25 protein-coding genes, 1 other RNA gene and 2 pseudogenes are annotated in these 25273 nt (G+C 63.0%); 17 read left to right on the top strand and 11 right to left on the bottom strand.

Going from position 1 to position 25273, the window contains the following annotated elements:
* Position 1 precedes the first annotated feature (1 nt).
* The 4 genes from NKJ88_RS22895 to NKJ88_RS22880 all read right to left on the bottom strand — a co-directional run bounded on the left by NKJ88_RS22895 (position 2) and on the right by NKJ88_RS22880 (position 2686).
* Positions 2 to 451, bottom strand: a complete 450-nt coding sequence (locus NKJ88_RS22895) for a response regulator (RefSeq protein WP_023668313.1) — start codon at positions 449 to 451, stop codon at positions 2 to 4.
* On the bottom strand, positions 448 to 1596 hold the full coding sequence (locus NKJ88_RS22890; protein ID WP_352445590.1) for a histidine kinase dimerization/phosphoacceptor domain -containing protein: 1149 nt from the start codon (positions 1594 to 1596) through the stop codon (positions 448 to 450). Before NKJ88_RS22890 ends, NKJ88_RS22895 begins: the two co-directional genes overlap by 4 nt.
* 260 nt (positions 1597 to 1856) lie before the next feature.
* Complete coding sequence (locus NKJ88_RS22885; RefSeq protein WP_013531006.1) at positions 1857 to 2054, bottom strand: hypothetical protein; 198 nt, start codon at positions 2052 to 2054, stop codon at positions 1857 to 1859.
* A gap of 146 nt (positions 2055 to 2200) precedes the next feature.
* Complete coding sequence (locus NKJ88_RS22880) at positions 2201 to 2686, bottom strand: thioesterase family protein (RefSeq protein WP_023699589.1); 486 nt, start codon at positions 2684 to 2686, stop codon at positions 2201 to 2203.
* Positions 2687 to 2788: 102 nt separating this feature from the next.
* Between NKJ88_RS22880 and NKJ88_RS22875 the strand changes: the two genes are divergently transcribed.
* From NKJ88_RS22875 to NKJ88_RS22860, 4 genes and pseudogenes are all read left to right on the top strand, one after another.
* Positions 2789 to 4198 (top strand): FAD-binding oxidoreductase, encoded by a 1410-nt coding sequence (locus NKJ88_RS22875; RefSeq protein ID WP_023725338.1) that lies wholly within the window; start codon positions 2789 to 2791, stop codon positions 4196 to 4198.
* Positions 4199 to 4218: 20 nt separating this feature from the next.
* Positions 4219 to 4698, top strand: a complete 480-nt coding sequence (locus tag NKJ88_RS22870) for a hypothetical protein (RefSeq protein WP_023667425.1) — start codon at positions 4219 to 4221, stop codon at positions 4696 to 4698.
* Between the two features lie 157 nt (positions 4699 to 4855).
* The gene (locus NKJ88_RS22865; RefSeq protein ID WP_352445588.1) at positions 4856 to 8794 is read left to right on the top strand and encodes an AsmA family protein; all 3939 of its coding nucleotides are present in this window, start codon (positions 4856 to 4858) and stop codon (positions 8792 to 8794) included.
* Positions 8795 to 8947: 153 nt separating this feature from the next.
* Positions 8948 to 9583, top strand: a pseudogene (locus NKJ88_RS22860) (CBS domain-containing protein); the annotation flags it as partial.
* On the opposite strand, the gene NKJ88_RS22855 reads toward NKJ88_RS22860, so the two are convergent.
* From NKJ88_RS22855 to NKJ88_RS22840, 4 genes are all read right to left on the bottom strand, one after another.
* Positions 9580 to 9807, bottom strand: a complete 228-nt coding sequence (locus NKJ88_RS22855) for a ribbon-helix-helix domain-containing protein (protein WP_023667421.1) — start codon at positions 9805 to 9807, stop codon at positions 9580 to 9582. The pseudogene NKJ88_RS22860 and the gene NKJ88_RS22855 sit on opposite strands and share 4 nt — an antisense overlap.
* A 13-nt stretch (positions 9808 to 9820) precedes the next feature.
* Complete coding sequence (locus NKJ88_RS22850; RefSeq protein ID WP_023667420.1) at positions 9821 to 10015, bottom strand: DUF4169 family protein; 195 nt, start codon at positions 10013 to 10015, stop codon at positions 9821 to 9823.
* Positions 10016 to 10033: 18 nt separating this feature from the next.
* A complete protein-coding gene (locus tag NKJ88_RS22845) occupies positions 10034 to 10579 on the bottom strand; it encodes an SspB family protein (RefSeq protein WP_023667419.1) in 546 nt (181 codons plus the stop codon).
* Between the two features lie 130 nt (positions 10580 to 10709).
* Positions 10710 to 11393 (bottom strand): TetR/AcrR family transcriptional regulator, encoded by a 684-nt coding sequence (locus NKJ88_RS22840; protein ID WP_023667418.1) that lies wholly within the window; start codon positions 11391 to 11393, stop codon positions 10710 to 10712.
* A 187-nt stretch (positions 11394 to 11580) separates the two neighbouring features.
* Between NKJ88_RS22840 and NKJ88_RS22835 the strand changes: the two genes are divergently transcribed.
* The gene (locus tag NKJ88_RS22835) at positions 11581 to 12786 is read left to right on the top strand and encodes a multidrug effflux MFS transporter (protein WP_352445585.1); all 1206 of its coding nucleotides are present in this window, start codon (positions 11581 to 11583) and stop codon (positions 12784 to 12786) included.
* Positions 12787 to 12998: 212 nt separating this feature from the next.
* On the opposite strand, the gene ssrA is transcribed toward NKJ88_RS22835, so the two are convergent.
* Positions 12999 to 13357, bottom strand: a transfer-messenger RNA (tmRNA) gene (ssrA, locus tag NKJ88_RS22830).
* A gap of 168 nt (positions 13358 to 13525) precedes the next feature.
* Here ssrA and NKJ88_RS22825 point away from each other — a divergent pair.
* Together NKJ88_RS22825 and NKJ88_RS22820 are read left to right on the top strand one after the other, a co-directional pair.
* Complete coding sequence (locus tag NKJ88_RS22825; protein ID WP_352445601.1) at positions 13526 to 13837, top strand: DUF2853 family protein; 312 nt, start codon at positions 13526 to 13528, stop codon at positions 13835 to 13837.
* Between the two features lie 353 nt (positions 13838 to 14190).
* A complete protein-coding gene (locus NKJ88_RS22820; protein ID WP_023688064.1) occupies positions 14191 to 14985 on the top strand; it encodes a thymidylate synthase in 795 nt (264 codons plus the stop codon).
* A gap of 28 nt (positions 14986 to 15013) precedes the next feature.
* Here the strand turns inward: NKJ88_RS22820 and NKJ88_RS22815 are convergent.
* Positions 15014 to 15211: pseudogene (locus tag NKJ88_RS22815) on the bottom strand (TOBE domain-containing protein).
* 158 nt (positions 15212 to 15369) lie between these two features.
* On the opposite strand from NKJ88_RS22815, the gene modA reads away from it, so the two are divergent.
* The 4 genes from modA to NKJ88_RS22795 all read left to right on the top strand — a co-directional run bounded on the left by modA (position 15370) and on the right by NKJ88_RS22795 (position 18404).
* Positions 15370 to 16164, top strand: a complete 795-nt coding sequence (gene modA, locus NKJ88_RS22810) for a molybdate ABC transporter substrate-binding protein (protein WP_352445599.1) — start codon at positions 15370 to 15372, stop codon at positions 16162 to 16164.
* 15 nt (positions 16165 to 16179) lie between these two features.
* The gene (gene modB / locus NKJ88_RS22805) at positions 16180 to 16884 is read left to right on the top strand and encodes a molybdate ABC transporter permease subunit (protein WP_023667413.1); all 705 of its coding nucleotides are present in this window, start codon (positions 16180 to 16182) and stop codon (positions 16882 to 16884) included.
* Entirely contained in the window at positions 16881 to 17993 is a 1113-nt protein-coding gene (gene modC, locus NKJ88_RS22800; RefSeq protein ID WP_352445583.1) for a molybdenum ABC transporter ATP-binding protein, read from the top strand. Before modB ends, modC begins: the two co-directional genes overlap by 4 nt.
* A 69-nt stretch (positions 17994 to 18062) precedes the next feature.
* Positions 18063 to 18404, top strand: a complete 342-nt coding sequence (locus NKJ88_RS22795) for a winged helix-turn-helix domain-containing protein (protein WP_023667411.1) — start codon at positions 18063 to 18065, stop codon at positions 18402 to 18404.
* 202 nt (positions 18405 to 18606) lie between these two features.
* Here the strand turns inward: NKJ88_RS22795 and cobF are convergent, their stop codons facing one another.
* Positions 18607 to 19380, bottom strand: a complete 774-nt coding sequence (gene cobF, locus NKJ88_RS22790; protein WP_023682093.1) for a precorrin-6A synthase (deacetylating) — start codon at positions 19378 to 19380, stop codon at positions 18607 to 18609.
* A 147-nt stretch (positions 19381 to 19527) separates the two neighbouring features.
* Between cobF and NKJ88_RS22785 the strand changes: the two genes are divergently transcribed.
* The 6 genes from NKJ88_RS22785 (at position 19528) to NKJ88_RS22760 (ending at position 25245) form a co-directional block, all read left to right on the top strand.
* Positions 19528 to 20544, top strand: coding sequence for a DUF4424 domain-containing protein (locus NKJ88_RS22785; RefSeq protein ID WP_352445581.1), 1017 nt, complete (start codon positions 19528 to 19530; stop codon positions 20542 to 20544).
* Positions 20544 to 21062 (top strand): dihydrofolate reductase, encoded by a 519-nt coding sequence (locus NKJ88_RS22780; RefSeq protein ID WP_023667408.1) that lies wholly within the window; start codon positions 20544 to 20546, stop codon positions 21060 to 21062. The genes NKJ88_RS22785 and NKJ88_RS22780 overlap by 1 nt, the downstream gene beginning before the upstream one ends.
* Positions 21063 to 21207: 145 nt before the next feature.
* A complete protein-coding gene (hflK, locus tag NKJ88_RS22775) occupies positions 21208 to 22317 on the top strand; it encodes an FtsH protease activity modulator HflK (RefSeq protein WP_352445579.1) in 1110 nt (369 codons plus the stop codon).
* On the top strand, positions 22317 to 23294 hold the full coding sequence (gene hflC / locus NKJ88_RS22770; RefSeq protein WP_352445577.1) for a protease modulator HflC: 978 nt from the start codon (positions 22317 to 22319) through the stop codon (positions 23292 to 23294). Before hflK ends, hflC begins: the two co-directional genes overlap by 1 nt.
* 4 nt (positions 23295 to 23298) lie before the next feature.
* Positions 23299 to 23484 carry a DUF2065 domain-containing protein gene (locus NKJ88_RS22765; RefSeq protein WP_023668333.1) on the top strand — a complete coding sequence of 62 codons (186 nt, stop codon included), beginning with the start codon at positions 23299 to 23301 and terminating at the stop codon, positions 23482 to 23484.
* Positions 23485 to 23727: 243 nt separating this feature from the next.
* The gene (locus NKJ88_RS22760; RefSeq protein WP_023682088.1) at positions 23728 to 25245 is read left to right on the top strand and encodes a DegQ family serine endoprotease; all 1518 of its coding nucleotides are present in this window, start codon (positions 23728 to 23730) and stop codon (positions 25243 to 25245) included.
* The last annotated feature ends 28 nt before the right edge of the window (positions 25246 to 25273 follow it).

The raw sequence follows: 25273 nt of genomic DNA, 5'->3' as shown, positions 1-25273 counted from the left end.
TTCAGGCCGCCGACGACGCCCATACGCTTTCATAGGCCGGCGACAGCGTAAAACCGGCCGGCAGCACCGAGACCGGGGGCGGGCGTCGCACGCCCTCCTGCAGATAGCGCAACGCCGACACCAGTCCGTTCATCGTGTAGGGCTTGGCGATGACGCCGATCGCGCCGGCGAAATGGTCGGGGATGCGTTTTGGATTGGCGGTCATGAACACCACCATGGAACGGTTACCCTCGCGGATATGCTCGGCAACCTCGACCCCGGTTGGTCCGTCGGCGAGGTGGATATCGACAAAGGCAATATCGGCATCGGCGGTATCAATCATACCTCTTGCTTCGGCCAAGGATGTCGCCCAACCCACAACGCTGTGGCCGGCTTCCTCGACGAGGCTTTCCAGTTCCATCGCCAGCAACGCCTCGTCCTCGACGATCAGGACCTTGAGCGGTTCGTTCATGACAGCTTCCCTTTCTGCTGCGGTTCGTTCGGCATCGAGATGACGACCTTTGTGCCCGGGCCGGCGTCGCGCCATTCGATGTCGGCATGCAACTGCCGGGCAAGCGACTTGATCAGCCGCATGCCGAAAGAAGCATCGCCACTGGCCTCGGCCATGCCGACGCCGTCATCGGAAACCTCGATGTTGAAGTGGCCGTCGGGCTGGCTCATCTTGATGCCGATGCGCCCCGCGGTGGTGCCGTCCGGCTTTGCCTTGAAGGCGTGCTTCAGCGCGTTGGTGACAAGCTCATTGACCATCAAGGCAACAGGCGTGGCTTTTTCGGCCGGAATGACGATGGGTTCGAGGTCCAGCGTCGGCTTGATCTCGGCGCGTCCGGATGCGGTCAGCAGGTCGGTGACCAGATCCCTGGCGAAATCCGAGACATCGAAGCGGCTGACATCCTTTGACTGGTAGAGACGGCGATGCACCGTGCTCAGCGCCTCGATGCGCTCCAGCATGGTGGCCAGCGATCGCTTTGTCGCTTCATCCTTGATTGCCCGGCTTTGCATGATGATCAGCGAGGAGATCATCTGCAGGTTGTTTTTCACCCGATGGTCGACCTCGTGCAGCAGCGTGGTCTGCGCCTCAAGGGCGGCCTCAAGCTCGCGCGTGCGTTCCTTGACAGCCTTTTCAAAGCGGTTCTTGTCGGCGGTGATGCGATCCTCCGAGCGCTTGCGATCGGAGACATCGAGCTGTGAGGCAAAGAAGAACAGGAGTTCGCCTTTGTCGTTGGAAACCGGGCTGATGTAGAGCGCATTCCAGAATGTCGAGCCGTCCTTGCGGTAGTTCAACAGATCGATGGCGATATCGGTTCCCGCTGCTATCGCGTCGCGCACGCTAGCCACAGCTGCCTTGTCTGTCCCTGGCCCCTGCAGGAAGCGGCAGTTCTTGCCCATGACCTCGTCGCGCTCGTAGCCGGTCAGGCGCAGGAACGCGTCATTGGCAAAGACGATCGGATTGTCCGCCTGACGGGGATCGGTGATGACCATCGACATGCGGGTGGCGCGGATGGCGGCCGCGAACGGATCGCCCTTGCCGTGCTCGGCATGCAGATTGTCCGTCATGTGCCATGCGTCGGCCGGTTCCCTGGTCCTTTTCCAGTCCATGCTTTCACTCCAAGCCGTTTTTCAGGGGTCACAACGGCTTAGACGTGGAATTGGTTCAATCTTGATCTTCTTGTCGCAGGCAGCCGTTTGCGAAACCGAATCGCCGGTTGCGCAAACTGTCGAAATGAACGGTTTTTGAAGGTTGTCGGATGCAGCCGATTCGCTGAAAGCGGGGCTGGCGCAGACCTTTGGAAATGATCAGGTCGCAATGGTCCGTGGCGGCGCTCGCCGGTGGCGGCTTTCTCAGAACAGCGGAAACATCAGGCGTGGCCACGCTTCATGCGCGCCTGCTTCAGGATGGCGCGCCAGCGGATCATGTCGAAGGGGATAGGCTCGTTGTTGTTGGCGATGTGGAAGATCTCGTTGTTGACGTTCTTCAACGAGCGCCAGAAATCATAGTCGGTGATGCGCGGATCGGCAGCCAGCCTGTCCACCTCGACCTTGATGTCGGTTTTCATGCACGTTCCTCGAACCGCCTGTTGCCCGCCGCCCGCGTCACAACTCGCATGGCACCGTTCTCAAACGGTCAGCTGAGTCGTTCAATGGCCCAAATGGCTTGTTCACGTTAAAACCTTGGTAAGGTTAACGCGGGCGCGGCAGCGCTTCAAGCGGTCCTGCGGCGAATACCGATCGAACGGCCGGCGCGCTCGGGCATCGGCAGTGCAGAATGGGCGGCGCGCATGGCTTCCACCTTGGCCTGCACATCGGCGGGGAAGGGCGCGACTTTCGGCCCGGACATGTCGACATGCAGCGACAGGGTTTCGGAGGTGGCGGCAAGCCAGCCATCGACATGGCGGATTTCCTGGTAGGCCCTCAGCCGCTTGTCGTCGTGATCGATCAGCTGGAAGGATACGACGACCTTGTGTTCGAGGTGCAGTTCCTGGACATAGCAAACATGGACTTCGGCCGTGTAGATGGTCAGGCGCCGCTCTTCGACATAGTCCAGCCCCATGCCCATCGCCTCGAACGCCTCATCCGAGCAGCGGTCGAACAACACGTTGTAATAGGCCATGTTGAGATGGCCGTTGTAGTCGATCCAGTCCTTCTCGATGTCCATCGGTTTGGAAACTAAGGGGGCGGGAACAGGCATGGAAAGTTCCTTGTTCTGGTGCTGGACAGAGCGCGGCAGTCGAGACTACGCATCCATAATCGCATAACAAGCGTGGACGCTGGTCCATTCGCGGAGGAATTCATGGCTCTGAGCGACCTCAATCCGGTCGAACGCAACGAGGAAGGCATCGCCGCCGTGCTCGGCATTCTCAAGCAGCAGCTCGGCGAACGCTTCCAGACAGGCGCGGCGATCCGCTCGCAGCATGCGCATACCACCACCTATATTCCGACGCAGGCGCCTGACGGTGTCGCGTTCTCGGAGACGACAGAAGAGGTGCAGGAGATCGTACGTGCCTGCGCCGCGCACCGCGTGCCGGTCATCGCCTTCGGCGTCGGTTCCTCGCTGGAGGGCCACACCAACGCGCCGGGTGGCGGCATCTCGGTCGACACCTCGCGCATGAACCGCATCCTGTCGGTCAACCCCGAGGATCTCGACTGCACGGTCGAGCCTGGCGTAACGCGCGAGGATTTGAATCGGCACCTGCGCGATACCGGCCTGTTCTTCCCCATCGATCCCGGCGCCAATGCTTCGCTCGGCGGCATGGCGGCAACGCGGGCCTCCGGCACCAATGCGGTGCGCTACGGCACGATGCGTGAAAACGTGCTGTCGCTGACGGCCGTCATGGCCGATGGCGAGACGGTGACGACCGGCAAGCGGGCGAAAAAGAGTTCGGCCGGCTACGATCTGACGCGGCTTCTGGTCGGCTCGGAAGGCACGCTCGGCATCATCACCTCGCTGACCTTGAAGCTGCAAGGCATTCCGCAGGCGATCTCCGGCGGCGTCTGCCCGTTTCCAAACCTCGAGGCGGCCTGCAACGCGGTCATCGCGACCATCCAGATGGGCATTCCGGTGGCGCGGATCGAACTGGTCAATGGACTGCAGATGCGGGCGATGAAGAATTACTCGAAGCTCGATTATCCCGAGAGCCCGTGCCTGTTCGTCGAGTTCCACGGCAGCGATGCCGGCGTCGCCGAACAGGCCGAGACCTTCGGTGCCATTGCTGAAGACAATGGCGGCGGGCCATTCCTTTGGACCAGCGTCGCCGAGGAGCGCACGAAACTCTGGAAAGCCAGGCACGATGCTTATTGGGCGTCGCTGACGCTACGGCCGGGCGCCAAGGGCCTTTCGACCGATGTCTGCGTGCCGATCTCGCGGCTGGCCGAATGCGTTGCCGAAACCGAGGCCGACATTGCCGAGATGGGCCTGGTTGCGCCGATCGTCGGCCATGCCGGCGACGGCAATTTCCATGTGCTGGTGCTGATGGACGTCAACGACCCCAAAGAGATCGCGCTGGCGGAGAAATTCGTCTCGCGGCTGAACATGCGGGCGATCGCCATGGACGGCACCTGCACCGGCGAACACGGCATCGGCCAGGGCAAGATCGGCTTCCTGCGCCATGAGCTCGGCCATGGTGTCGACATCATGCGCTCCATAAAAAAAGCGCTCGACCCGCAAGACATCATGAACCCGGGCAAGATATTACCTGCATAGCCGAAATGTGAGGAGCGGCAATGGATACCCTGATTATAAGGGCATCGCTTGGCAAGACACTGTTACTGCTGTCGGCCAGCCTCTTCTTTGTCCTGGCCTGCGCTTTCCTGATTTATGTCTCCGAGGACGGCGACACCGCCGGCCTTTGGTGGTGCGTGGCCTTTTTCGGGCTGGTCGCGTTGGTGTTTGCCTGGCAGCTTGTGCGGCCGCAGATTCTGGTGCTGAACGGACAAGGTTTCAGTCTCGGCGGAGGCCTTGTTCGATCGCCCAACCTGGTCCCCTGGAAGAATATCGAAAGCTTCTTCGTCGTCCATCGCCGGCGCAGGATAGGCGATATGATCGGGTACAATTTCGCACCGGGGGTCAAGAAAAGCTCCGTCATGGGCAGCGTGACCAAAAGCCTCGGCGCCGAAGCCGCATTACCGCAGGGCTGGACATTGTCGCCCGAGGAGATGGTGGTGCTGCTGAACGAATATCGCCGACGGGCCATGGCAGGATAGTCTCTTGCGCACAGGCCGGACCGCGGTCAAAGGCGTCCAAAAATCTCTGCTCTTCCAGATACATCAGAGATCAAGCAACTCTGGATGAATTGCCTCTTTATCGACACGCTGATGCGGGTAGAGTGCGGCTGACTTTCAATCAACCCGTTCGGAGCTGATGCTCGCACGCCTGTTCGTGATCTTCGGTGGCTTGTTTGTGCTGGTGCTGGTTGCGGCGCTGGTGGTGCCGTATTTTGTCGACTGGACCGGGTACCGCGCCCAATTCGAGCGCGAGGCGAGCGCCATTCTCGGCCGCAAGGTGACGGTGCAAGGCGACGCCACGGCGCGCCTGTTGCCGTTCCCCTCGGTGACCTTCTCAAACGTCACGGTCGCCGGCGGCCCCGGCGGCCAGCCGGCAATGACCGTCGAGACCTTTTCGATGGACGCGGAACTGGCGCCGTTCCTGCGCGGCGAAGTGCTGATTTTCGACATGCGGCTGGTGCATCCGAAGGCGACGATCGACATCGCCGATAACGGCACGGTCGACTGGGCGATACGGCCGTCCTCGCCCTTCGATCTCAACCAGATCTCGATCGAGAAGCTCACGGTGACGGAGGGAGAAATTGCGCTCCGCCATGCCGCAGGCGGGCGCAGCCATCTGATTTCCGAGATCAATTCGACCATCTCTGCCAAGTCGCTGGCCGGGCCGTGGCGCATGGACGGAACGTTGCTGCTCGACGGACTGCGTTCGACGGTTGCGGCTTCGACCGGCAAGGCCGAAGGCAGCGGCCAGATGCGGCTGAGGCTCAAGGTCGATCCCGATGCCTATCCACTGGTCATCGAAACCGACGGCAATGCCGGCATCGTCAATGGGGCTGCCGTCTATTCCGGCCAGTTCAAGATTTCCGGCAACGACAAAAACAGCGCCGAACTGCGCGGCGGCGATGGCGAGAGCGTCAAAATCAGAGCCGGCAAACCCGATCCGGGGTTCAGGCTGAACGGCAAGTTCTCGCTCGACCACCAGAAGCTTGGCGTCGACGAATTCCGCTTCGAGACCGGGCCGCTCGACAATCCCTACACAGCCGACGGCAAGGCTTCGGTCGATCTCGGCCTTAGGCCGAACTTCGCCATCGAGGCCAATGGCGCGCAGGTGCAACTGGACGAGGCGGTGGGCGCTGAGAAGGGCGCCGGCCTGACGCTGGACCAGCGCATTGCCGGAATCGAGCAGGCGCTGCTCGTCCTGCCGAAGCCGAGCATCCCCGGCACTGTCGAGGTCAAGCTGCCGGCGGTGGTGGCTGGCGACACCACGGTGCGCGACGTGCATCTCTCGGCCGAGCCGGTCGAGGGCGGCTGGTCGGTGAAATCGCTGGCCGCGACCTTGCCCGGGCGCACGACGCTGGAAGCCAGCGGCATGCTCAGCGTCGAAGATCATTTCCGTTTCAGCGGCTCCATGCTGCTGGCGGTGGCGCAGCCTTCCGGCTTTGCTGCCTGGTTGTCGAAAGATGTCGACGAGGCGATCCGCCGGCTGCCGGCCGCCGGCTTCAAGGCCAAGGTGGACCTGTCGGAGAAGCGCCAGGCGTTCAGCGATCTCGAACTGATCCTCGGCAAGTCGAAGTTCACCGGCCGCATCGATTCCAACCAGCCCGACGACGCCAAGTCCTCGGTGCTGATGCGGCTCGAGGGCGGCGAACTCGATGTCGACGGGCTGACGGCCTTCGCCTCGATCTTCGTCAGCCACAAGGGCGCCAACCGCTTTTCCGACCGTGACCTCGATTTTCAGATCAAGGCAGGGCCGGTCAATGCCGGCGGGCTCACCGCCGACACGGTCGATACCGCGCTCCGGCTCCGCGACGGGCTGCTCGAAATCGACCGGCTGTCGATTGGCGGCCTTGCCGGCGCCTCGATCAGCGCCACCGGCCGGATCAAGGATTTTCCCGCAAGCCCGACCGGCAAGCTCGATGCCTCGGTGGTCGCCGTCGATCTGAAGCCGCTGATCGACATTGCCGCGCAACACTATCCCGACAATCTGATGCTGAAGGGACTGGCTGGCCGCACGGCCGCCTATCCTGAACTGTTCCAGGACGCGCGCGTCGATCTGGTGGCGAGCGCCGCCGACAATGGCGACGGCACCACCGGGCTGGCGGTGAGCGGACAAGGCAAGGCCGGCGGTTCGGGCTTTTCGGCGTCGCTGTCGGGCAAGGGGGCCGTAGGCCAGTTGCTTGACGCGCCGGTGACGCTGACCTTCAACGCCAAAAATCCCGACGCCACGGCGCTGCTGGCGCTCTACGGCCTGCCGGCGCTGCCGCTCGGCATGCTCGGCCAGGCAAGCACCGATATTTCGGCGAAAGGCACGCTCGGCGGCGGCCTGGCGACGAGCTTCAATTTCGCCGCCGACGACTTCAAGGCGACGTTCGACGGCACCGTTGCTCAGACGCCGCAAGGCGCCACCGCCAAGGGCAAGATCGGCCTCGACGCCTCCGACATCGAGCCTTGGCTGATGACGACCGGCGCCGGCCTGCCGGGCATGGGAACGGGCACCTCGACCTCGCTCAGCGCGGATGCCGATTTCGGCAGTGGCCTGCTGGTGTTGAGCGGTCTCAGCGGATCCATCAACGAGTCGGAGATTTCGGGCGACGTCAACATCGATGCGAAGCAGGGGCTGCCGCATTTTGCCGGTGCGCTGGCGCTCGACGAACTGGACCTCGACCCGATTGCGGTTGCGCTGTTCGGTGACCAGTCGTTCCTCAGCAGCAACGCGAACTGGCCGACGGCGCCATTCAGCCAGAAATCCAGCCTGCCGTTCAGCGCCGATCTCGATCTGACGACGGCGACGCTTGCCGCCGGACCGCTGGCGACAGCCTATGATGCGTCGCTGTCGTTGAAACTGGACCAGGAAGGCATCCGCGTTTCGGACCTGAAGGCAAAACTGCTCGGCGGCGCGCTCACCGGATTGTTCGAGTTGAAGAACACAGACGGCACGGGGCTGTTCTCCGGCCAGATGAGGCTTGCCGGCGCCGACCTGGCGACTGTGCTGCCGGCTGCCGGATTGAGTGGCAACGGCGATTTCTCGACAGGGCTGTCGACCAGCGGCAAATCGGTCGACGCGATGATTGCCGCACTCTCCGGCTCGGGCACGGCGGCGCTGAAAGGCCTCACCATTGCCGGCGTCAATCCCGATGCCTTCGGCGCGTTGATTGCCAAGGCCGATGCGATCGGGCGCGACATCGACGTGGCCAAGACCGCGGGCTTTGCACCTGAGATCGCTGGCGACGGCAGCTTTGCTGCCGGCGATGCCGACATCGCCTTCACGGTCGCCGGCGGCACGTTGCGGGCACCACCGATCAAATTCGAAAACCAGGCGGCGACGCTGTCTGCCGACATCACGGCCGACCTCAACACCGGCACCGTCGCCACCAAGGGCGCTGTCACCTACAAGCCTGGCGACGAGGCGCTGATCGGCTCCGATCCGACGGTCAATTTCAGCGTCGATGGGCCGTTCGGGGCGCTGAAGAAGCAGTTCGACAGCGAGCCGCTGGCGCAATTTTTGACCCAGCGCGCGCTGGAAAAGGAGCAGCAGCGGGTCGAGGCTATGCAGGCCGCACTGCTCGAGAAGCAGCGGCTGCGGCGCGAGGTGCGCTACTACGCCGCCCTGCAGACCGAGCGCGACAACGCCGCCGAGGAATTGCGCAAGCAGGAGGAAGCGGCACGGCTCAAAGCCGAGGCCGACGCCAAGGCGAAGGCACAGGCCGATGCGAAGGCACAGGACGAAGCGGATGCCAAGGCCAAGGCGGATGCCGAAGCAAAGGCCGATGCCGATGCGAAAGCGCAGGCAGAGGCTGACGCAAAGGCCAAGGCAGATGCGGACGCGAAAGCCCAGGCGGAAGAGCAGGCTGCCGAAGACGCCGCCAAGGCCGAGGACGAACGGAAGAAGGCCGAACAGGCTCGGATCGCTTCGCAGGAAAAAGCCAGGCTGGAGGCCGAGCGCAAGGCTCAGGAGCAGGCGCCGAAGGTCGACCGCTCGCTTCCCGGTGTCAGTGACGGTTCGGCCCCGGCGCCGCCGAAGCCCAGGACAAATCCGTTCTCCGTCGACAATCTGCTGAAGTCGCTGGGCAATTAGGCACCCGCATCGCCGACGGCACCGGTCCGCGACTTGCGGACTATTGCTTGTGACGGGTCAGCAGGCGTCCCAGCATCGGTTCGATGCGCTTGAGCTCATCGAGATGCGCGGCGGACAATTCGGCAAGACGGTCTTCGGCGTGTTCGGTCAAGCTTTGCGGTCGAACTCACCGGCAACACCCATGTGCTGGTGCCGTTGATCGCCGCTTGCGCGGCCGCTCACGCGGTCACCGTGCTGTTGATGAAGCGGTCGATCCTGACGGAAAAGATTGCCAGGCGAGGGCATCATCTGGTTCGCGAATATCGTGTCGATCCCTTCGCGCTGACCAGGGTGCGCGAGGTCATGACCGCGCAGGTGGAGAGCGTGCCGGCGACGATGACGCTACATGGCGCAGCCGCCTTCCTGACCGCGCCCCAGACGCGGCATCCGAGCTTTCCCGTCGTCAGCGAAGACGGCCAGGTGCTTGGCGTCATCGATCCGCCGGCGATCCTGCGCTGGAGGCGCGCGGGCAAGCACCGCACCACGACGCTTGGCGAATTGCTTGACGGCGGCAAGCTCACGCTTGCCTATCCGGACGAGTATCTCGAGGGTCTTTCCGACAAGCTGCTGATGGCCAATGTCTCGCATCTGCCGGTTGTCGCGCGCGAGGACGCGCGGCTGGTCGGCTATGTCGGCTGGAAAGATCTGATGCGCGTCCGGTCGAAGAAGCTTGCCGAGGAACGCGATCGCTCGACGCTGCTGGGATTTGGCACCCGCCGCAAGAAACAGGATGCGGTCATAAAGGCCTAAGAAGTTCTGGCGTCGCGCTTGGCCCAGTCCAGCACGTGGAGCCTGAGCGCCGAGGACAGATTGGCATCGCGCGGTCTTGTCTCGTCGATCTCCGCGACCAGGGCAGCAAGGGTCAGCTTGCGCGCGGCGGCAATAGTGACGAGATCGTCATAAAAGGGTTTTTCGAGGGAATAGCTGGTGCGATGGCCGCGGATGGTCACGGAGCGTTTTTCGACCGGGCTCACCGCAGGCGGTCCATCAATCGCCCTGGTCTTCCGGGCGTTCGCGGCGGTGGCCGGCGACGAATTTTTCGGCCTTGTCCGATGTCAGACGGTCACGAGTTCTTTCGGCTTTGGAACGGCCGTGCAGAGCGCGGTTCTCGCCGGCGAGCTTTTCCTTTTCGGTGCGCGCCTTCTGCTTGCGGACCTGGCGAAGGTTGACGATTTCGCCCATGTCGCGCCGACCGTCCCGCTACTTCTTGCGGAAGGCGTCGAGCGACACGACGTCGGCGCCCTTGCCGGCGGCGGCATCGGCCACGGCGGGCTTTTTCTCCGCCTCAGTGGCAGCTGCCTTCTTCTCGGCCTTCGGCTTTTTCTCGGAGACGATAGCCAAAGGCTCGGCAGCCGGCTGGGCGGCTGCATCGTCTTCCGCCGGGACGTCGGTCTTGACGTCGAATTCGAGTTCGAAATTGACCGATGGGTCGTAGAAGCCGCGTACGGCCGAGAACGGAATTTCCAGCTTCTCCGGCACGTCGGAGAAGGACAGCCCGACCTCGAAGCCGGTATCGGTCACCTTGAGGTCCCAATACTGGAACTGGATGACGATGGTCATCTGTTCGGGATAGCGCTCGCGCAGCCTGGAGGACACCCGCACGCCCGGCGCGCCGGTCAGGAATGTGATGAAGAAATGATGATTGCCGGGAAGGCCGGTGCGCGCGACTTCGGCCAGGACCTTGCGCATGACGCCGCGCAATGCCTCCTGGGCCAGAATGTCGTAGCGGATGTGGTCGTCGGCCATGTGCTGGTCGGGTTCCGTTGAATCGTCCGCATAGCTGTAATCAAGCTTGAGCGCGGCGTAAACCGGATATAGATCGCTGATGCGCCGAAGCGAAGCCCGTAACGGACGATTTGATCGCCTGCTTTGGCGTTCAGGCGCTGGCCAGCTGTTTTTCCACCGCTGCCGCTGATCTGCGCTTGCCGAAGGCGCGCAGGAATGTGCGCACGCCGTGGGTGGCGGATTGCAACACTTCGTCTTCCGACGGCATGCTGCCTAGCATGAAGGTGGTCTGCAGTTCGGCGTTGGCTAGCGCCAGGAACTGGCGTGCGGCGACATCGGGATCGTCGACCGCGAGATGGCCGGCATGGGCGAGGCGGGCAAAACGGGCGGCAAGTGCGGGCCAGGTCCGGCTCGGCCCCTGGTCGCGCCATTCGGCGAAGAGCTCGGGATAGCGCTCGCCTTCGGTCTGGATCAGCTTGCGCAGGAAGCGTCCGTCGCGGTTGCAGATGCAGTTCTGATTCATGCGCACGGCAAAGCCGATCAGGTCGGCTTCCAGATCCTTCGGCTGGTCTGGGAAAGAGGCGAAGGTGGCGAAGATGCCGGCATTGCAGCGCTCCGTCAGATCGCGCACCACAGCCATGAAGAGCTTTTCCTTGTCGCGGTGGTGATTGTAGATGGTCTGGCGCGACACGCCGGCCTCCACCGCGATCAGGTCGATATTGGCGCCGGCAAAGCCTTCCCGGCAGAAGACCGAAGCCGCCGCATCGATGATCGACATACGCTTGGCCTCGTGGCCGCGTGGCGGGAAAATGTCAGGAGAAACGGCAAGCTTCATAGAAATCTATATAGAGGTGATTGACGAATTAGACAAGGCTGTCTAAATTTGTGGACACAATAAATGGGAATTCGCTCCGTAGAGACGAATAATCTCGCTCTGAGCCGTCGGATTTCAACGGGATGGAACGTCCTAGGGTTAGTCGTCGCGTTGGCGGCGCCAACCAGACTTGAAAGAAGCCTTTATCATGAGTCCCAAATTCCTCCGCATCGCGGTCGTGCTCGGCCTGTTGTCCGCTATCGGCCCCTTCGCCATCGACATGTATCTGCCGGCGTTGCCTTCGATCGGCGAGGATCTGCATGCCGGCACCGCCGCCGTTCAGATGAGCCTTTTGATCTTCTTCCTGTCGATGGGCTTCGGCCAGATCGTCGTCGGACCGATCTCCGACATGGTCGGCCGCAAGCTGCCGCTTTACGGCGGCCTTGCGCTGTTCATGGTCGGCGGTATCGGTTCGGCCATGAGCCCGACCATCGAATGGCTGATCGCCTTCCGCTTTCTGCAGGGACTGGGCGCCAGCGCCGGCATGGCGGTGCCGCGCGCCATCGTGCGCGACCTGCACACCGGCACCGAAGCCGCCAAGCTGATGTCGCTGCTGATGCTGGTGTTTTCGGTGTCGCCGATCCTGGCGCCGCTGACCGGCAGCCAGATCATCGAGAATTTCGGCTGGCGCGCCGTATTCTGGACGGTGACGGGCGCGGCCCTGCTGGCCACCATTCTGCTGGCGACCTCGCTGAAGGAGACGCGGCCGGCGGAAGAACGCGTCGGTTCCTCCTTCGGAACCGCACTCGCCGGCTATCGCTTCCTCATGGGTGACCGCAATTTCCTCGGCCTGGTGGCGATCGCCGGCTTCGGCATCGCCAGCTTCTTCGTCTACCTCTCGAGTTCGTCCTTCATCCTGATCGACCATTACGGGCTGTCGCCTTCCGTCTACAGCGTGTTCTTCTCGATCAATGCGGTGGCCTTCATCGGCATGTCGCAGCTGACGGGGATGCTGTCGGAGCGCTTCGGGCTGAAGCGCGTCGTCTGGGTGGCGGTAACCGGCTATGCCACGACGATGGTTGTGCTGTTCGCAGTCATGGCGGCCGGCGTCGACCGGCTCGATGTTATGGCGGCACTGCTGTTCGTCGGCTACGGCTTCCTCGGCCTGGTCATCCCGACGACGTCGGTGCTGGCCATGGAAGAGCATGGCGAGATCGCCGGCACGGCCTCGGCGCTGATGGGCACGCTGCACTTCGCCATCGGTGCGCTGGCGATGGGCGTCGCCGGCATCTTCTTCGACGGCACCCCGCTGCCCATGGTGGCCGGCATCACGCTCTGCGCCGTAATCTCGTTCACGCTGGCCAAACTGACGCTCGGCCGCTCGCGCGAAGCCGTTGAAGCGCCGGCCGAGTAAGCTGACCGCAATCGACCGGAAAGGCCGGGTCATCCCGGCCTTTTTCACGTCTGGGGTAATCCGGCCCCGGCCAGAACCACGGCCTTCGACCGACGCCAGCGGCAAATTGCACCAGCTCATGGCTCAATTTGGTGTAGGCTTCGCGGCCCATCGTCATGCGAAATCCGGCCAGCGGCAGCCGGCATTGAGCGTACGATATCGAGGAGGGGAGAAGTGGAGGTTTCTGTTGCCAGGTACCTCCGAACCCCGCCTAGAAGTGCGAACCTCTAGGGCTTGATTTGAAGCTATCGCACCGCTTACGCGGCGAGACGTGCTTCCGCATAGTTGTCATTTGCAACTACAGGTTTAGCCCGATGACGGTGGTACCATGCCGGGCAAAAGTACGATCTTTACACCTTCGTCGATCCTATTTCGCCCCCAGCAACAGCCGCTCTGATCACAGAGCGGTTCTTGGTGGAGGCGCCGGGTACCGCCCCCGGGTCCGAACGGCTTATTACATCGCCCATTTATCGCCATAGTCGGTCAAGCCGACAAAACGAATATAGGGGGCGGGCGCACAAAATGAAAGGCCGCAATGACACTTCTTGGCCGCACCAAACTGCGGCGCCGAGGGTTGACTCGCGCGCGGTCTCAACCGAAGCTTTGCGATGGTGAGGAGTATCGACCGAGCGCACAAGTTGCGGCAGCGCGCCACAGCCCTCATCGATCGGATCCCGTGGCGCCGACATGGGGAAATTTGATGGCCGATTATCTCGCAGACGTGAAGAAATACGACGCCGCCGCAAATGCCGATGTGGTTGCCAAGATTGTGAAACATCTGGGCATCGCGCTGCGCAACCGCGATTCCTCGCTGGTATCCTGCACCGACCCCAAGGAATTGGAGCGCGTCAAGACCAACTGGGTTGCCAAGAAACTCCGCGTGACCGACGGGGCGAAAGCCGACTCAGCGATCGAGAAGACCTGCAAGGCGTTGGCCGCCGACAGCTCCAAGAGCCGCGTGACTTTCTACTATCTGGTCGCCAAGGATCTGGGCAAGCTCGGCTCTTTGTAGAGATTATTGCCGATAGGCAGAGCGCGCGTTTGATTTTGCTCCTCACCGGAGGTCAGCACCGCCCCTCATTGCCCTGCCGGGCATTTCTCCCCGTATAGTGACGGGGAGAAAGGGCCGACCGCAGCCTTGGCTCTCTCTCTCTCTCTCTCTCTCGAACGCTTGTGATTGGCGAAACCGCTGATCACAGCGCCCCTCTCCCCGTCCCTATACGGGGAGAGGATGCCGGCAGGCAGGTGAGGGGCAGCGCTAACCCTTGAAGAGTGATGGGGCAAGCCGCGTTCTGGTCCTTTTGCTGTGTTCGGCCGGCGGCCAGTCGGTTATGATGGCGGTAACCCCGAATCGAGGCGAAGCCGATGCGCCAGTATCTCGACCTTTTGCAGCATGTGCTGGACAATGGCGCCGACCGTGGCGACCGCACGGGCACCGGCACGCGTGGGGTGTTCGGGTACCAGATGCGCTTCGACCTGTCGCGCGGCTTTCCCGTCACCACCACCAAGAAGCTGCATCTGAAGTCGATCATCCATGAACTCCTGTGGTTCCTGGCCGGCGACACCAACATCAAATACCTTAGAGATCATGGCGTTTCGATCTGGGACGAATGGGCCGACGAGAATGGCGATCTCGGCCCGGTCTATGGCAAGCAGTGGCGCTCCTGGCCGGATGGCCATGGCGGGTCGATCGACCAGATTGCCAATGTTCTGAAGGAGATACGCAGGAATCCGAATTCACGCCGGCTGATCGTTTCGGCGTGGAACCCGGCCGAAGTGGAGGCGATGGCGCTGCCGCCCTGCCACTGCCTGTTCCAGTTCTACGTCTCGGACGGCAAGCTGTCCTGCCAGCTCTACCAGCGCTCGGCCGACATTTTTCTCGGCGTACCCTTCAACATCGCTTCCTACGCGCTGCTGACCCTGATGGTGGCGCAGGTGACCGGGCTGAAGCCCGGCGAGTTCGTCCATACGCTGGGCGATGCGCATCTCTATTCCAACCATTTCGAGCAGGCGCGCGAGCAATTGCGGCGCACACCCAAGGCGCTGCCGACGCTGTGGATCAATCCGGAGGTGAAGGACCTGTTCGCCTTCCGCTTCGAGGATTTCCGGCTGGAAAACTATTTTGCCGACGCGTCGATCAAGGCGCCGATCGCGGTCTGATCCGTCCACCGTCAATCAATTCCGACCCTCAATCGATGTCGACCATGACGTCGGTTGCCTTGATCATGGCATAGGCTGCTTGCCTTTTTCGAGCTTGAGATCGGCAAAGGCCTCGTTGGTGATCGAAGCGTGACGACGGAGCCGGCGACATCACCGCGGACAGGCGAGGTGCTTTGACGATCTCGACGATCGTTCCCTTGAGGATGTTGCGGGCGCTGATCTTCATCGGAGTTCCTTTCCGGGTTTCGGTGCACGTCCAAACCAGAACAATCGATGCCGAACATACGCTTTCGCAGGAGGCGGCCTTCCCTTGTTATATTCATCCAGATATATCGGTCGGCAGGAGTGAGCCAGCAGATTTCAAGCCCAGGGAGAGTTTTCATGTTGGGGCACAAAGGTTTTGGTATGAGGGCAATCGCGATTGGCGGCTTTGCCGTAGCTCTGATGGCCGTGATGCCGGCGGCTCACGCGGGAGACAAGGTGATCGTGTTTGCCGCAGCCAGCCTCAAGGACGGGCTCGACGCCGTCACCAAGGCCTGCGAAGCCGATGTCGGTGAAGCGGCGACCGTCTCCTACGCCGCGAGCTCGGCGCTGGCCAAGCAGATCGAAAGCGGGGCGCCCGCCGATGTGTTCATCTCGGCCGACCTCGACTGGATGAAATATCTCTCCGACAAGAAACTGACCAAGCCGGACACCGAGGTGAAACTGCTCGGCAACCAGATCGTGCTGGTGGCGCCGAAGGATTCCAAGGTCGAAACCAGGATCGAGAAAGGCTTCGACCTCGCCAAGCTGATCAGCGACGGCAAGCTCGCCATGGGCGACGTCAAGGCGGTGCCGGCCGGCAAGTATGGCAAGGCGGCACTTGAATCGCTCGGCGTCTGGTCGTCGGTCGAAGGCAAGGTGGCGCAGGCCGAGAATGTGCGCGCCGCGCTGAAGCTGGTTTCAACGGGCGAGGCCGCGCTCGGCATCGTCTATGCCACCGACGCGCATGCCGACAAGGGAGTCAAGGTGGTCGGCACCTTCCCGGAGGATTCGCACCCGCCGATCATCTATCCGGTTGCCCAGACCACCGATTCGAAGGACAAGGATACCCCGGCTTTCCTGAAGTGCCTGCAGTCCGCCAAGGCGGTGGAGCTGTTTAGGGATCAGGGTTTCACCGTGCTCACGCCGAGCAATTAAGGTAGCGGCTGACGCATGAACTGGCTGCTGGACCTTACTCCCGACGAATGGAATGCGGTCCGGCTGTCGATCAAGGTGGCGACGGTGGCGATGCTGTTCAGCCTGCCGCCCGGCATCTTGATGGCGCTTTTGCTGGCCCGCGGAAAATTCTGGGGCAAGACGCTGCTCAACGGTGTGGTTCACCTGCCGTTGATCCTGCCGCCGGTGGTGACAGGTTATCTCTTGCTGCTTACCTTCGGCCGGCGCGGGCCGGCGGGAGCGTTCCTGGCCGAGCATTTCGGCATCGTCTTCTCGTTTCGCTGGACCGGCGCCGCACTGGCCTGCGGTATCATGGGCTTTCCCCTGATGGTGCGGGCGATCCGGCTGTCGATCGAGGCGGTCGACCGCAAAATGGAGGCAGCGGCGGGAACGCTCGGCGCCAACCCGATTTGGGTCTTCGCCACCATCACGCTGCCGCTGATCCTGCCCGGGCTGATCGCCGGCTCGATCCTGTCCTTCGCCAAGGCGATGGGCGAGTTCGGCGCCACCATCACCTTCGTCTCCAACATTCCCAACGAGACGCAGACGCTGCCTTCGGCGATCTACACCTTCACGCAGGTGCCTGGCGGCGATGACGGGGCGCTCAGGCTGACGCTGATCTCCATCGTCATCTCGATGGCCGCATTGGTCGCCTCGGAAGTGCTGGCGCGGCGCGTCGGCCGGCGGATGGACATCGAATGAGCGTGCTGGTGGACATCAGCCATCGGCTCGGCGGTTTCGCCGTCGACGCGCGTTTCGAAAGCGCCGGGCGGCTGACGGCGCTGTTCGGGCCATCGGGCTCCGGCAAGACGACGCTGATCAACGTGATCGCCGGCCTGATCCGGCCGACCAAGGGCCGTATCGCGGTCGACGGCTGTGTGCTGGTCGACACCGATGCCGGCATTTTCGTGCCGAAGCACAAGCGCCGGATCGGCATGGTGTTCCAGGACGCGCGGCTGTTTCCGCATATGAGCGTGGCCGGCAATCTGCGCTATGGCCGCTGGTTCACGCCACCGGCGGAGCGCTATGCGGATGTCGACGCGGTCGTCGAACTGCTCGGCATCGGTCCTCTGCTCGACCGGCGACCGGCAAAGCTCTCGGGCGGCGAGAAGCAGCGCGTGGCGATCGGCCGGGCGCTGCTTGCCAGCCCGAAACTGCTGTTGATGGACGAGCCGCTGGCCTCGCTCGACGATGCGCGCAAAGCCGAGATCCTGCCCTATATCGAGCGGCTGCGCGACGAGACCAAGCTGCCCATCGTATATGTCAGCCACTCCGTCGCCGAGGTGGCGCGGCTGGCCAGCGACGTGGTGGTGATGGCGCAAGGCAAGGTCGCTGCCTCAGGCCCGACCGGCGCGATCATGCAACGGCTCGAATTGCTGCCGGCCGAGGAACGCGGCGAGGGCGGCGCGGTTCTCGACACCAAGGTGCTGCGCCATGATGAGATCTTCGGGATGACCGTGCTCGGCTCGGCGGCGGGCGAAATCCGGGTGCCGCTTCTGGCGGTCTCGGTCGGCGCGCCTGTGCGCATCCGCATCCGCGCCCGCGACGTGATGATCGCCACCGAACTGCCGAAAGGTCTCAGTGCGCTCAACATCCTGCCGGGCACCATCGTCGCAATCGGTCCGGGCGAGGGTCCGACGGTCGAAATCGGCGTCGACTGCAATGGCGCAACCGTGCTTGCCCGCATTACCGAACAATCCAGGCAGGTGCTGAAACTTCATCTCGGCGGCAAGGTGTTCGCGGTGATCAAGACGGTCAGTTTCGACCGTGCCAACACCGGCGCCGGGCTGCCGGCCGAAGCGGATGGCTGATAGCCGCTATATCGTTTTGGAATAGCGCTATGGGTCGAGAGGGGCTAGTGTGACTGTGGAGGACAAGAGATGCCGTCGCTGAGCCTGCGGATAAATCTCGATCCGGACGGGCGCATAGGTCCGGGCAAGATCGAATTGCTGGAGCAGATCGCCACTTTCGGCTCGATCTCGGCTGCGGCACGCGGCATGGAGATGTCCTACAAGCACGCCTGGGATCTGGTGGAAGATATGAACCGTGTGTTCGGCAAGCCACTGGTCGCGGCGCAGACCGGCGGCAAAAAGGGCGGCGGCGCACAGCTGACCTCAGTTGGCCTTGCAGTTGTCAGCCGTTTTCGCGCTATCGAGCGCGCTGCGGCGGCAGCGGCGGCCACGCATATGGACGCCTTGCAGGCGGAGATTGATGCTGGGTGAGGGTTGAAGCTTGCGATCCGTCACACCCCCCTCTGTCCTGCCGGACATCTCCCCCGCAAGGGGGGAGATCAGCTAGCCCGTAGACGGGCGCTAATCTGTTAGGCGATTGGCGAAATCCTCCGTGACGGCCAATCTCCCCACTAGAGGGGGAGATGTCCGGCAGGACAGAGGGGGGCGCGAAGGAACTCGACCTTTGAGCGCGCTATTCCTCGGGCTCTCCTGCTTTACGCAGCAGATACGTGTCCATGATCCAGCCCTTTCTTTTCCGGGCTTCTTCTCTCGTCCTCTCAATCTCCTCGCCGACATCACCCAGGCGACCGGAAACGATGATCTCGTCCGGTGTGCCGAGATAGGCGCCCCAATGGATGATCAGATCCTTGTCTGCCAGCGTGTTGAAGGCGCATTTGCCGTCGAGCATGACCACGGCGCTGCCGGCATTGTGCGGCATGCCTTGTTCGGCGAGGCGGCGGCCGGTGGTGATCAGCACGGGGTCGCCGATGCGGTTCAGCGCCATCTTGTGGCCGGCGGCTAGCGCCTGGACGGCGGTGATGCCGGGAATGACCTCCAGTTCGAATGCGACATTGCCCCTCAGTCGTACGCGCGCGAGGATGCGCAGCGCGCTGTCATAGAGCGAGGGGTCGCCCCAGATCAGGAAGGCGCCGCAGCCGTCCTCGGCAAGGTCGTCGCGGACCAGGCTCTCATAAATCTGGGCGATGGCCTCGTGCCAGTCATCGACGGTCGAGCGATAGGAAGGCGCCGGCTCGGCGCGCACCGGCACGTCGAACTCGACGCGGCGCGATTTCGGATTGCTGACGAAACGGTCGCAGATATGGCGGCGCAATTCGGCAAGGTCGTTCTTCTTCGCCCCCTTGTCGGGGATAAACAGGACGTCCGCCCGGTTTAGGCCTGATATGGCCTGCACGGTCATATGGTCGGGATTGCCGGCGCCGATGCCGATGACGAGAAGCTTGCGCATGACGCGAACTCCTGCCCGATCGAAACCTGTTAGTCCAGACCGCCGATTGGCGTGTCCCGACACTGTGGCGTCCTGCTGGGAGACGGAAGGCTTTGAAACGCCACACTGAAACGGCTAGGGTCGCGGCATTCTTGGCGAGGGGCTTCGATGTTGCAATATGTTCTGTCCGTAGCGCTGGCGCTTTTAGCCGTGCCCGCGCTGGCCAATGATACGACCGCCGAACTCGGCACAGGTGGCCTGATCCTGTCGCGTAGCGACGCGGTGTCGATGCAAAGCGAGGACCTCTATATCTCGCCGGAAAAGATCACGGTTGACTACGTCTTCCACAACAACACCGACAAGGATGTAAATGCCATCGTCGCTTTTCCGCTGCCGGACATCGAAGGCAATCCGGAGGAAATGCCGGCCATCCCGGAAAACCAGAGCAACAATTTCCTTGGCTTCGAGGTGACGATCGATGGCGCGCCGGCAAAGCCGCAGCTCGAGCAGATAGTGTTCGCTGTCGGCATCGATATCGGCGCCGATCTGAAGGCGCAGAACGTGCCGTTCAATCCGTTCGGCGATGCGGCCAAGGCGGCCCTGGCGAAGCTGCCGAAAACGGTCGCCGAGGATTGGGAAAACCGCGGCATCATCATCGAGGATACGGGCAGCGACGGTACCGAGGCGAAAAAGGTCTATACGCCGTGGTGGCAGTTGCGCTCGACCTATTGGTGGCGCGCGACCTTTCCGGCCAACAAGGATGTCCACGTCTCGCACCGCTACAAACCGAGCGTCGGTGGCACGTCATCGGTCAGTTTCTTCTATGACGGCAAGTTCTCCGAGGGCGGCCAGTACACGACCTACAAGACCCGCTACTGCATGGACGACAGCTTCGAGAATGCGGTGCGGCAGGCCGCCAAGGCTGACGGTTATCCGCATTTTTACGAGAATCGCATTGCCTATATCCTGACCACCGGCGGCAACTGGGCCAATGGCAGCATTGGCAAGTTCAAGCTAACCGTCGACAAGGGCAATCCGAAAGCGCTGATCTCGTTTTGCAGCGACAATGTGAAGAAGGTCGGGCCGACGACCTTCGAGACGAAGGCGCAGGATTTCTATCCCGAGCACAACATCGACATATTGCTCTTGGAGCCGTCGGATGACGGCGCCGGGGAAGCCAACTGATGGACGTCGCAATCTATGTCGCCATCGCGCAGAACGGCGTCATCGGGCGCGACGGCGGCTTGCCGTGGCGGCTGTCCACCGATCTCAAGCGCTTCAAGGCCGATACGATGGGCAAGCCCGTCATCATGGGCCGCAAGACTTATGAAGGCATCGGCCGGCCGCTGCCGGGCCGATTGAACATCGTGGTGACCCGCGACAAGGCCTGGCGCGCCGAGGGCATAGAGGTGGCGCACTCGCTGGAGGCAGCTATCCAGCTGGCCACGGTGCGCGGGCGTTGCATGGCCGGCGTCGACGAAATCTGCATCATCGGCGGCGGCGAGATCTATGCGCAGGCGCTGCCGCTGGCAGACCGGCTGCACGTCACCCATGTGCTGGCGGCGGTCGATGGCGACGCGCATTTTCCCGACATCGATCCGGATTTGTGGCGCCTTGTCAGCGCTCAGGACGTTCCGGCCGGTGAAAAGGACAGCCATGCGACGCGCTATTCGGTTTACGAGCGACGCCGCGGCGTGCATTGAGACGATAAAAGGGTCGCGAACGTCCAAAACGGACATGCTCGGCAGCGGATCGCGTTGAAAGCGCATCGCTGCGTCCCTATAGAAGAACAACTGGATTTTGCGCCGCAACGTCGGCGCTGAGGGAATCCCAAGCGAAAGGACATTCATGCCCTGGAACGACAAGAGCGGCGGCGGCGGCCCATGGGGCGGCGGCGGCAACAATCAGGGACCCTGGGGGCAGGGACCGAAGGGGCCTAGCGGCCCGCCGGGGTCACCTCCCGATCTCGAAGACATCATCCGCCGCGGCCAGGACCGGCTGCGGCGCGCGCTGCCCGGTGGCGGCGGCGCCAGCCCGGCCGTCTTTGCGCTGATCGCAGCGGCTCTGATCGTGCTGTGGGCGTTCAAGGCGGTCTACACCGTGCAGCCGGACGAGGTTGCGGTCGAGCTGCGCTTCGGCAAGCCGAAGGCGGAGCTGTCGCAGCCGGGTCTGCATTTCCATTGGTGGCCGGTCGAAACCGTCGAGACGGCCAACATCGCCGAACAACTCGTCGATATCGGTGGTGGCGGCGCGACGAGCGGCAACTCGTCGGGGCTGATGCTTACCGGCGACCAGAACATCGTCAACGTCCAGTTTTCGGTGGCCTACCAGGTCTCCGATCCCCGGGCCTATCTGTTCGACGTCTCCGACCCAGAAGGCATGCTGCAGCAGGTCGCAGAGAGCGCCATGCGCGAAGCGGTCGGCCGGCGACCGGCCCAGGACATCTTCCGGGACGATCGCCAGGGCATCGCCGCCTCGGTGCGTGAAATCATTCAGACGACGCTGGACGGCTACAAGGCCGGCCTGAACGTCAACGCGGTTTCGATCGAGGACGCGGCGCCGCCGCGTGAAGTTGCCGATGCCTTCGACGAAGTGCAGCGCGCCGAGCAGGACGAAGACAAGTTCGTCGAGCAGGCCAACCAGTATTCCAACCAGAAGCTCGGCCAGGCGCGTGGCGCCGCGGCGCAGATCCGCGAGGACGCGGCAGCCTACAAGAACCGTGTCGTCCAGGAAGCCGAAGGTGAGGCGCAGCGCTTCATCTCGGTCTATGACGAATACGCTAAGGCGCCCGACGTGACGCGCCAGCGGCTTTATCTGGAAACGATGGAGAAGGTGCTGAAGGATTCCAACAAGGTCATCGTCGAACAGGGCAATGGGCAAGGGGTCGTTCCCTATCTGCCGCTGCCGGCACTGCAGCCGAAGGCGCCGCCGCCTGCGACGACGGGAGGAGCCCAGTGATGGCCAATCGTCTTCCCATCATCGCGGTCATCGCGGCCGTGCTTCTGTTCCTGCTCTACTCCTCGGTCTTCGTGGTCAACGCGCGCCAGCAGGCGCTCGTGCTGCGGTTCGGCGAGATCGTCGACGTGAAGAATGAACCCGGCATCTATTTCAAGGCGCCTTTCGCCTTCTTCGACGCCGACAGCGTGCAATTGATCGAAAACAGGGTGCTGCGCTTCGATCTCGACAACATCCGCGTCCAGGTTTCGGGCGGCAAGTTCTACGAGGTCGACGCTTTCATCGCGTACCGCATCTCGGATCCGCGCGTGTTCCGCTCAGCCGTGTCCGGTCAGATCACACTGGCCGAAGCACGACTGAGGACGCGTCTCGATGCGGCGCTGCGCCGTGTCTACGGTCTGCGCGACTTCGAGGCGGCGCTTTCGGAAGAGCGGGCCGTGATGATGCGCGAAGTGCGCGATCAGCTTCGGCCCGACGCCACCTCGCTCGGCCTGCAGATCGAGGATGTGCGCATCCGCCGAACCGATCTGACGGCCGAGGTTTCGCAGCAGACCTTCGACCGCATGAAGGCCGAACGTTTGGCCGAGGCCGAACGGCTGAGGGCACGCGGCAAAGAGGCCGCGCAGCGCATCACCGCCCGCGCCGACCGCGAAGTGGTGGAAATCGTCGCCGAAGCGCGCAAGGAATCGGAAATCCTGCGTGGTGAAGGTGAAGCCCAGCGCAGCGCGACCTTTGCCGACGCCTACAAACGCGATCCGGCGTTCTTCGACTTCTACCGGTCGATGAATGCCTATGGCACGGCGCTGGACAACTCCGGGACGACGATGGTGCTTTCGCCGAACTCGGAGTTCTTCCGCTTCTTCCGCAATCCGGACGGGACGGACACGGAGCCGGCGGCGCCTGCGGCTCCGGCGACGGCACCTGCCGCGCCGGCGACGGCACCTGCCGCGCCGGCTGCACAACCTGCACCCGCCCAGTAGGGCGGTGCAGGATTTCCTTGCGGCCATAGGCCTGGTCCTCGTCGTAGAGGGTCTGGTCTATGGCGGCTTTCCCGGCCTTGCCAAACGCCTTGCCGGCGAAGTGCTGTCGACGCCGGAAATTGCGCTGCGCATCGTCGGGCTGGTGGCGATCGCCATTGGCGTCGGCATCGTCTGGTTGGTGCGTGGCTGAGGACCGCTGATCTAACCAATTCCAGGAAAAGTGTGAGCGGTTTCCGTCCGGAATTGCGTAAAAGCAAAGAGATTGAACGGTTCGCCGTTTCCGCGAGACGGCCAACCGTTCTAGAAGGTGTAACGGAGGATTTCTCCTCCTGATGTGGCCATAGCCGCAAACGTGCCGTATTTCTTGCCAACATGACGCGACGCGGCGTTTTGCCGAAGCGCTTTTTCTTTTCAGCAATCCGGGAGGCTTTCGATGACATCCAACACCCTTCTGCGCGCGGCGCGGCGGACGTTCATCGCAGGTGCTGCGGCACTTATGGTCGGCGCGCTTGCCGTTCCGGCTTTCGTGACGCCGACGGTGGCCGCGGACGGACCGGCTTCGGTTGCCGACCTCGCCGAAGGCCTGCTCGGTGCGGTGGTCAACATCTCGACCTCGCAGACCGTGAAGGGCACGGAAGGTCCGGGCGCGGTGCCGATGCCGCAGCTGCCGGAGGGTTCGCCGTTCCAGGATTTCTTCGACGACTTCTTCAAGAACCGTGGCGGCGACAAGGATGGCGGCGCGCAAAAGGTGCAGTCGCTGGGCTCCGGCTTCGTAGTCGACGCCGAGCAAGGCATTGTCGTCACCAACAACCACGTCATCGCCGATGCAGACGATATCGAGGTGAATTTCTCCGACGGCGTGACGCTCAAGGCGACGCTGGTCGGCACCGACACCAAGACCGACGTGGCGGTGCTCAAGGTCGACCCGAAGGGCCACAAGCTGACGGCGGTGAAGTTCGGCGATTCCAACAAGATGCGCGTCGGCGACTGGGTGATGGCGATCGGCAATCCGTTCGGCCTTGGCGGCACGGTGACGGTCGGCATCGTCTCGGCCCGCAACCGCGACATCAATTCCGGCCCCTACGACGACTTCATCCAGACCGACGCCGCCATCAACCGCGGCAATTCCGGCGGGCCGCTGTTCAACAGCCTGGGCGAGGTCATCGGTATCAACACGGCGATCATCTCGCCGTCGGGCGGCTCGATCGGCATCGGTTTCTCCATCCCCTCGCAGCTTGCCTCGGGCGTCGTCGACCAGCTGCGCCAGTTCGGCGAGACCCGTCGCGGCTGGCTCGGCGTGCGCATCCAGCCGGTGACCGACGACATCGCCGAGAGCCTCGGCATGGCGACCGCCAAGGGCGCGCTGGTGGCCGGCGTCATCAAGGGCGGACCGGTCGACAACGGCACAATTCTCGCCGGCGACGTCATCATCAAGTTCGATGGCAAGGACATCCATGAAATGCGCGACCTGCCGCGGGTCGTGGCGGAAAGCCCGGTCGGCAAGGCGGTCGACGTAATCATCGTGCGCAAGGGGGTCGAGCAGACGGTGAAGGTGACGCTCGGCCGGCTTGAGGACGGCGAGAAGGTCGCTGCCGGTGAGGACGGCACTACCGATGAGGACAAGGGCGGCGACAAGGCGCCCGCGGTCTCCACGGCCTCGGTGCTCGGCATGACCGTCGGCGAGCTCAATGACGACACACGGAAAAAATTCGGCATCGCGGCCGACGTCTCCGGCGTCGTCATCACCGACGTCACCAAGGATTCGGCCGCCGCCGAGCGCGGCATCCAGGCCGGCGAGGTGATCACCGAAATCGCCCAGGAATCGGTCGCGACCCCGAAGGACGTGATGGACCGGATCGGCGCGCTGAAGGAGCAGGGCCGCAAGAATGCGCTCTTGATGCTGGCGTCCAAGACAGGCGAGTTGCGCTTCGTGACGATCCGGATGGATTGAGTCCGGAAAGCCCCATAACCGATTGTCT

It is taken from the genome of Mesorhizobium sp. M0016, from assembly GCF_040324035.1.
Classification (GTDB): Bacteria; Pseudomonadota; Alphaproteobacteria; order Rhizobiales; family Rhizobiaceae; genus Mesorhizobium.
The sequence above is the reverse complement of the archived record's forward strand: the minus strand, read 5'-3'. Positions and strand labels throughout refer to the sequence as shown.